This is a genomic window from Burkholderia sp. HMSC10F09 (assembly GCF_001806955.1).
GTDB lineage: Bacteria > Pseudomonadota > Gammaproteobacteria > Burkholderiales > Burkholderiaceae > Burkholderia > Burkholderia multivorans.
Genome location: NZ_KV786507.1, coordinates 25,958 through 33,504 on the forward strand (window position 1 = coordinate 25,958; position 7,547 = coordinate 33,504).

Consider the following 7,547-nt stretch of genomic DNA (forward strand, 5'->3'; position numbering starts at 1 on the left):
ATGGTGCTGCTGCTGCTCGTGCCGATGGCGATGTTCCAGCACTTCCAGGCGAAGGAGCAGGAGGGCCGTCGTCGATGAAACCGAATCGTTATCTGCAGTTCGCCGCGCTGTTTGCCGGGTTCGCGTTCCTGTACATCCCGATCATCAGCCTGATCGTCTACTCGTTCAACGAGTCGAAGCTCGTCACCGTGTGGTCGGGCTTCTCGTTCCGCTGGTATGCGGCGCTCGTCGACGACGACGAGCTGCTGACGGCCGCGTGGCTGTCGCTGAAGATCGGCGTGCTGACCGCGTTCGCATCGGTGATCATCGGCACGTGGGCCGGCTTCGTGCTCGCGCGGATGGGGCGCTTTCGCGGCTTCGCGCTGTTCAGCGGGATGATCAACGCGCCGCTCGTGATTCCCGAAGTGATTCAGGGGATCTCGCTGCTGCTGCTGTTCATCGAACTCGCGAAGTGGATCGGCTGGCCGGCCGAGCGCGGCATCTTCACGATCTGGCTCGGCCACGTGATGCTGTGCATCTCGTACGTCGCCATCATCGTGCAGTCGCGCGTGCGCGAGCTGAATCCGTCGCTGGAAGAGGCCGCGCTCGATCTCGGCGCGACGCCGCTGAAGGTGTTCTTCACGATCACGCTGCCGCTGATCTCGCAGGCGCTGATCGCGGGCTGGCTGTTGTCGTTCACGCTATCGATCGACGATCTGGTGCTGTCGGCGTTCCTGTCGGGCCCCGGCTCGACGACGCTGCCGCTCGTCGTGTTCTCGCGCGTGCGCCTCGGCCTGAACCCGGAGATGAACGCGCTCGCGACGCTGTTCATCGTCGCGGTGACGATCGGCGTCGTCGTTGCGAACTTCGTGATGCTGCGGCAGGAGCGCAAGCGGATGGCGGCGTTCGCGACGGCCTGACCCGAACGTTGCGATCGCAACGAGCAACGCCCGGTGCCGATGTCGATCGGCCCGGGCGTTGTCTTTGATTGCGTGCGGCGGCCGCTCACGCGCCGAACGCGGCCTTGGCGAGCAGCCCGAGTGCGACGCAGACCAGCACCGTCGCGAAGCCCGCCTGCACATGCCGCGCGGACAAGTGCCGCGACGCGCCGCGGCCGGCCGCCATGCCGAGCGCGGTCGCGACCGTAAACCACAGCATCACGTCGATCGCTGCGTGCGTGCCGGCCGCGGGCGTCGCGAACACGCCGCCCGTGCCGACGAGCGCGATCACCATCAGCGACGTCGCGACGATGCCATGCATCGACACGTTGGTGAACTTGCGCAGCATCGGCACGATGACGAAGCCGCCGCCGACGCCGAGCAGGCCCGTCATCAGCCCCGTCACCGCGCCCGTCGATGCGAGCGCGAGGCCGACGGGCCAGGACCACACGAGACGGCCCGTGTCGGGATTCACGCGACCGACGCAGAGCGGCGAAACCTGCGCATCGGCCGTCGGCTGCCGCAGCGCCTGGCGCAGCAGGCGCGTGGCGACGATCAGCATCGTCAGCGCGAACAGCGCGAGCAGCACGCGCTGCGGCAGCACGTGCGCGAGGCGGGCGCCGAGTGTCGTCAGCGGCACGCCGGCCACGGCCATCAGGAGCGCCGCCCGATAGCGGACGAGCCCGCGGCGAAAGCCTTCGAGCGCGCCGAGCGCGGCGCTGCCGGCCACCGCGACGAGCGCGACAGGCGTCGCCTGCTGCATCGGCCAGCCCATGCCGACGACGAGTGCCGGCACTGCGAGGATGCCGCCGCCGGCGCCGGTCAGACCGAGCACCGCGCCGACGCAGCCGCCGAGTAGGAGAGAAACCAGCATGATTGGATTCCGTCGAACGGGCGGCGCTTATCGGACGATCGCGGGCTGCGCGAGCCACTCGCGGCCTTTCAGCATCGCGTCCCAGTACAGCGGCGGCAGCACGCGCGCCTTCAGCAGCCAGGCGAGCCGCGACGGGCGCCGGCCGTCGAGCAGCCAGGCGGGGAAGGTCGGCGCGACCTTGCCGCCGTACAGGAATTCGGCGAGCACGATCTTGCCGCGTTCGACCGTCAGCGGGCAGGAGCCGTAGCCGTCGTAGGCCGCTTCGCCCGCCGCGCGGCCGAGCGATGCGAGCACGTTGTGCGCGACGACGGGCGCCTGCTTGCGCGCGGCCGCCGCGGTCTTCGCGTTCGTCGTGTTGGTCACGTCGCCGAGCGCGAAGATGTCCGCGTAGCGGCGGTGGCGCAGCGTCGCCGGATCGACGTCGACCCAGCCGGCGGCGTCCGCGAGCGCGCTCGCGCGCACGAAATCGGGTGCCTTCTGCGGCGGCACGACGTGAATCATGTCGAACGCGCGGACGACCGTTTCGGTGCTGCCGTCGGGCAGTGTGCGCACGAATGTCGCGCGGCGCGCGGGGCCGTCGATCGCGACGAGGTTGTGGCCGAACGACAGCGCGATCCCGTAGCGCTTCACATATGCCATCAGCGCGGGCACGTAGTCGGCGACGCCGAACAGCGCGTTGCCGGCATTGAGGAACTCGACGTGGGCGGCGCCCAGTCGTCCCGTGCGCTGCCAGTGATCGCAGGACAGATACATCGCCTTCTGCGGCGCGCCCGCGCACTTGATCGGCATCGGCGGCTGCGTGAACAGCGCGCGGCCGCCGCGAAATGCCTGCACGAGCTCCCACGTGTACGGCGCGAGGTCGTAGCGGTAGTTCGACGTGACGCCGTTGCGGCCGAGCGTGTCGGCGAGACCGTCGATCGCCTGCCAGTCGAGCTTGAGCCCCGCACACACGATGAGCTTGCCGTAGCCGATGCGCCGGCCGTCGTCGAGCACGACCGCATGCGCGTCGGGTTCGAACGCGGCGACCGCCGCACGGATGCGCTGCACGCCGCGCGGCAGCACGTCGGCGATCGCGCGCGCAGTCGTGCCGGCCTCGAAAACGCCCGCGCCGACCATCGTCCAGCCCGGCTGGTAGTAGTGGACGTCGGCCGGATCGACGATCGCGATGTCGAGCGCGCGCTCGCGCGCAAGCAAGCTCGATGCGACCGCGATGCCCGCCGCACCGGCGCCGACGATCACGATCTCGTGGCGTGCGTCGGGCGCGTGCGTCGCGTCGGCGGTCCCGCCTGCAAGCCGCGGCGCGAGCGCGGCGAGGTCGTAGCCGGCCGCGGCGGCCGTTGCGACGATGTCGTCGGCGCGCATGCGGCCTGCCTGCGACAGCGCCCATAGCGTCGCCGAGCGCGTGCCGGTGCGGCAGTAGGCGAGCGTCGGGCCGGCGGCCGACGCGAGCAGCGTGCGGAACTGCGCGACGTGGTCGTCGGTGATCCTGCCCGGTTCGACCGGCAGATGGTGGACCGCGATGCCGAGCGGCGCGGCGGCCGCGCGGATCTCGGCGAGGTCGGGCTGCTCGGCGCTTTCGCGGTCCGGACGGTTGCAGACGATCGTGCGGATGCCGGCGGCGTGCAGCGCGGGCAGGTCGGCAACGGCGATCTGCGGCGACACGGCGAGCGTGTCGGTCAGCGTGCGAAGAGTCATGTCGGGGTTCTCGTTTGAAGGGCGGGCCGGCTCTCAGATCGCGTCGAGCGGGATCTTCAGATAGCGCACGCCGTTGTTTTCGGGTTCGGGCAGATGGCCGGCGCGCATGTTGACCTGCACGGACGGCAGCATCAGCACCGGCATCTCGAGCGTTGCGTCGCGCGCGGTGCGCATCGCGACGAAGTCGTCCTCGGTCACGCCGTCCTTCACGTGCACGTTCGCGCGGCGTTGCTCGGCGACGGTCGTCACGAACTGCACATCGCGCCCGCCCGGCTGGTAGTCGTGGCACAGATAGAGCCGCGTGTCGGGCGGCAGCGCGAGTACGCGCGCGATCGAGCGGTACAGCGTGCGCGCGTCGCCGCCCGGAAAATCGCAGCGGGCGGTGCCGTAGTCGGGCATGAAGAGCGTATCGCCGACGAATGCCGCACGCTGCGTCGCGTCGTCGACGCAGTAGGTCATGCATGCGGGCGTATGGCCGGGTGTGTGCAGTGCACGGATCGTCAGCGTGCCGAGCACGAGCGTGTCGCCGTCGTCGAGCAGCGCGTCGAACTGGCTGCCGTCGCGCGCGAAGTCGGGGCCCGCATTGAAGAGGTCGCCGAACACGTGCTGCACGCGCCGCACGTGTGCGCCGATCGCGATTTGCCCGCCGACGCGCGCCTTCAGGTACGGCGCGGCCGACAGGTGATCGGCATGCACGTGTGTCTCCAGCAGCCAATGGACGGTCGCGCCGAGTTCGGCGACGCGCGCGATCAGCCGATCGGCGCTGTCCGTGCGCGTGCGGCCGGACTTCGGGTCGTAATCGAGCACGCTGTCGATCAGCGCGCAGGCGCGCGTCGCGGTGTCGAGCAGCAGATAGCTGACGGTGTGGGTCGCCGGGTCGAAAAAGCCTTCGACCGCCAGGCCGGCAGAGTGCGTCACGGGAATGTCCTCGAACGGTGGATGGAACAACGGCGATCTATGGCTCAAGAACCGTGCCAGCGGGCAGGACGGCGCTCGCTGTCCAGGCAGGTCGTTGATTGCGCACAGGTTTTCGGCGCGCGCGAGGCGGCGCGCGGACGTCGCCACGTCACGGTCCGCGCGGCTTGCTGCCATGCTTGGCAGTCGTGTGGCAGAATTGGCAGTCTTTGTGGCAGTTCCGGCCGAGCGCGCTGGCTCGTCGCGGCCGCCGCATGCTCCGCTCGATCCCCCGGAATCCCGATGAATCCGCACGACACCATTCCGATCGTTCCCGTGCCGCCGCACGCGCCGGCGCTCGCGCCCGACGTGCGTGCGCTCGTCGCCTATCTCGAACAGGATCCGCAGCCGACGATCGTCGTCGATCCCGACTACCGGATCCTCGCGGCGAACGGCGCGTACCGGCGGCAGTTCGGCGTCGCGGGCGTCGAGCACGTCGGCCGGCACTGTTTTCAGGTATCGCACCACTACGACGTGCCGTGCGACCAGGCCGGCGAGCACTGCCCGATGAAGCGCGCGAAAGCGCTGCGCGGCCTCGATCGCGTGCTGCATATTCATCACACGCCGCGCGGGCCCGAGCACGTCGACGTCGAGCTGCGGCCGATCTTCGACGCGGGCGGCGACGTGATCGCGTACGTCGAGCGGCTGACGACCGTGCGCAGCGCGTCGGCGCAGCCGAGCGCGGAAGGGCTCGTCGGCAGCGCGGAGTCGTTCAATGCGGCGCTGGGCGCGCTGCAGCGCGTCGCGCCGTCGACGCTGCCGGTGCTGCTGCTCGGCGAGTCGGGCACCGGCAAGGAATTGTTCGCGCGTGCGCTGCACGAGGCGAGCGATCGCGCGATGGGGCCGTTCGTCGTCGTCGACTGTTCGGGAATTGCCGAAACGCTGTTCGAGAGCGAACTGTTCGGCTACGAGAAGGGCGCATTTACGGGCGCGAACCAGCGCAAGCCGGGCGTCGTCGAGACGGCGCAGGGCGGCACGCTGTTTCTCGACGAGATCGGCGACGTGCCGCTGCCGATGCAGGTGAAGCTGCTGCGGCTGATCGAGTCGGGCACGTTCCGGCGCGTCGGCGGTGTCGAGGCGCTGCGCGCCGATTTCCGGCTCGTCGCGGCGACGCACAAGCCGCTGCGTGACATGATCGTCGACGGCCGCTTTCGGCAGGATCTGTACTACCGGATCAATGCGTTTCCGATCGCGCTGCCGCCGCTGCGCGAGCGGCGCGGCGACGTCGCGCTGCTTGCCGAGTCGATCCTGCGACGGATCGCGAACGCGCGCGCGGCCGCCGGCGACGCGCTCGCGCGCCCGTACGTGCTGACCGAACCGGCGCTCGCGTGTCTCGATGCGTATGCGTGGCCCGGCAACATCCGCGAGCTGCGCAACGTGCTCGAACGCGCGTGCCTGTTCGCGGACGACGGCACGATCCGCGTCGAGCATTTGCCGGCCGAACTCGTGTCGGCCACCGCGGCGGCGCCATCTGTGGCGGCGGCCGCGCGCGGCGTATCCGACGCGGAACTCGTGCGGCTCGCCGCGTCGTTCGACGGCACGCGCAAGGCGCTGGCCGCGCAGGTCGGCCTCAGCGAGCGCACGCTGTACCGGCGGATGAAGGCGCTCGGGTTACGCGTGCGCACGCGCTGAATCGAGCGTGCGTTGCATCGCGCGACACCGCGCGGCACACGCTGCACAGCGCGCGACACGCGGCACACGGCAGACGGCGCGCGACGCGTAACACGCACCGCACACCGCATTCGGCGCTCAGCGCGCCGGCGCGAGCTGCGCCATCGCTTCGCGCATGAAGCCGAGCAGCGCATCGTCGACCCACGCGTCCTTCTTCAGCGCCGGCTCGTTCGCCATCGCCTGACGGAATTTCGCGTGCGTGGCCGGATCGTCGCCCGCATAGCCGCGGAACAGCGCCATCCAGCGCTGCGCGAGCGCACGGCCTTCCGGCGAATCGGGCCGCTTGCCGGCTTCGAGCGCATCGCGCACGTCGGCCATCAGCAGCGGCCACTCCATCGCGCGTTCGCCGTAGTGCGCACGCATGAAACGAATCTCGTCCGGATCGAGATACTTCTCGAAGATCCGCATCTTCGTTTCGGCGTTCGCGCGCAGCACGTAGTCGCGCAGCGCCGTGGTAATGCCGATCTGCGCCTGCATCGACGGCTCGCGCTCGTGCATCAGGTTCAGCTTCGCGAGCAGCCGCGGATCGTTGTTCGTGTCGCGCACGAGCAGCGCCATCCAGCGATCGGCGAGCGCACGTACGCGCTCGTCCTCGGCCGGCACGCCGGCGTCGTGGAGCGCACGCACGTCGGCGACGAGCGCGATCCATTCGGCATCGCCGGTCTGGCTCTTGCGATACATCGGCAGGCGCGCGAGTTCTTCCTCGGAAAAATATTTGTCGTACACGGTCATCAACTCCAGTGTGGTGAGCCAATCGGCCAGCTCCGGCTCGGTACCCGCCGCGAGCTGCGCGTGCAGTTGGACGAGCCGCTCGCGCAGCTGCGCGGCTTGCGCGAGCTGCCGGTCGAGCGACGCGATCTGCTTCGCGACGAGCTCGACGAGCGGCGTGTCGGGCTGGTTCAGGTAGTCGCCGATTTCGGCGAGCGACAGTCCGAACCGACGCAGCGCCTGGATCTGATGCAGCCGGGCGATGTCGCGGCGGTCGTACAGCCGATAGCCGTTGTCGGCACGCGCCGAAGGAGTCAGCAGGCCGATCGCGTGATAGTGATGAAGCGTGCGGACGGTCAGTCCGCTGCGTTTCGCCAGTTCTCCCACTTTCAGCCGCATGATGTCCTCCGTTCGGTGCGCACACTGGAGTCTCGAACGTTACGCTACGTGAGGGTCAAGCGGAAGTTGCAAAGCGCTCGCGCATCGCGCGAGCGCACGCGGCGCGGCTACGGCGACACCGGCGACGACGGTGGCCGTGACGCCGCCGCCGCATCGCGCGCAGGCCGATCGGTCGCGACCGTGTCGGCGCGCTCGGTCGGCGGCGTGCCCATCGCCTGGTAGAGGCGCGCGGTATCCGCGAGGCGCGCCCCGGTCGCGCGAATCGCGTCGAGCTGCGCGTTGCGGTATTGCAGTTCGCTCGCGCGCGCCGCCGACGGCGGCAGCGCGCC

Annotated in this window: 6 protein-coding genes and 1 pseudogene; 2 read left to right on the plus strand and 5 right to left on the minus strand. The window is 69.9% G+C overall.

The window, feature by feature from the left end; translation table 11 throughout:
* The first annotated feature begins 74 nt into the window (after positions 1–74).
* Positions 75–899, plus strand: a complete 825-nt coding sequence (locus HMPREF3115_RS01815; protein ID WP_006404747.1) for an ABC transporter permease subunit — start codon at positions 75–77, stop codon at positions 897–899.
* Positions 900–984: 85 nt separating this feature from the next.
* Here HMPREF3115_RS01815 and HMPREF3115_RS01820 read toward each other — a convergent pair whose 3' ends face one another.
* From HMPREF3115_RS01820 to HMPREF3115_RS01830, 3 genes are read right to left on the minus strand one after another with little or no spacing between them, the layout of a single operon-like run.
* Complete coding sequence (locus HMPREF3115_RS01820) at positions 985–1,791, minus strand: sulfite exporter TauE/SafE family protein (RefSeq protein WP_070553301.1); 807 nt, start codon at positions 1,789–1,791, stop codon at positions 985–987.
* Positions 1,792–1,818: 27 nt separating this feature from the next.
* A complete protein-coding gene (locus HMPREF3115_RS01825) occupies positions 1,819–3,486 on the minus strand; it encodes a bifunctional protein tyrosine phosphatase family protein/NAD(P)/FAD-dependent oxidoreductase (RefSeq protein ID WP_070553302.1) in 1,668 nt (555 codons plus the stop codon).
* Positions 3,487–3,519: 33 nt separating this feature from the next.
* Entirely contained in the window at positions 3,520–4,404 is an 885-nt protein-coding gene (locus HMPREF3115_RS01830; RefSeq protein ID WP_035488335.1) for an MBL fold metallo-hydrolase, read from the minus strand.
* A 279-nt stretch (positions 4,405–4,683) separates the two neighbouring features.
* Here HMPREF3115_RS01830 and HMPREF3115_RS01835 point away from each other — a divergent pair, with 279 nt between their 5' ends.
* Positions 4,684–6,072 (plus strand): sigma-54 interaction domain-containing protein, encoded by a 1,389-nt coding sequence (locus HMPREF3115_RS01835; RefSeq protein WP_070553303.1) that lies wholly within the window; start codon positions 4,684–4,686, stop codon positions 6,070–6,072.
* A gap of 117 nt (positions 6,073–6,189) precedes the next feature.
* Here HMPREF3115_RS01835 and HMPREF3115_RS01840 read toward each other — a convergent pair whose 3' ends face one another.
* A complete protein-coding gene (locus HMPREF3115_RS01840) occupies positions 6,190–7,218 on the minus strand; it encodes a MerR family transcriptional regulator (RefSeq protein WP_006404752.1) in 1,029 nt (342 codons plus the stop codon).
* A gap of 107 nt (positions 7,219–7,325) precedes the next feature.
* Positions 7,326–7,547 (minus strand): annotated as a pseudogene (locus tag HMPREF3115_RS01845) (RND transporter); the annotation flags it as partial.

Excerpts from the sequence above, each read along its gene's own strand:
- HMPREF3115_RS01815 (WP_006404747.1), top strand. The coding sequence starts at position 75 with ATGAAACCGAATCGTTATCTGCAGTTCGCCGCGCTGTTTGCCGGGTTC.
- HMPREF3115_RS01820 (WP_070553301.1), bottom strand. The coding sequence starts at position 1,791 with ATGCTGGTTTCTCTCCTACTCGGCGGCTGCGTCGGCGCGGTGCTCGGT.
- HMPREF3115_RS01825 (WP_070553302.1), bottom strand. The coding sequence starts at position 3,486 with ATGACTCTTCGCACGCTGACCGACACGCTCGCCGTGTCGCCGCAGATC.
- HMPREF3115_RS01835 (WP_070553303.1), top strand. The coding sequence starts at position 4,684 with ATGAATCCGCACGACACCATTCCGATCGTTCCCGTGCCGCCGCACGCG.
- HMPREF3115_RS01840 (WP_006404752.1), bottom strand. The coding sequence starts at position 7,218 with ATGCGGCTGAAAGTGGGAGAACTGGCGAAACGCAGCGGACTGACCGTC.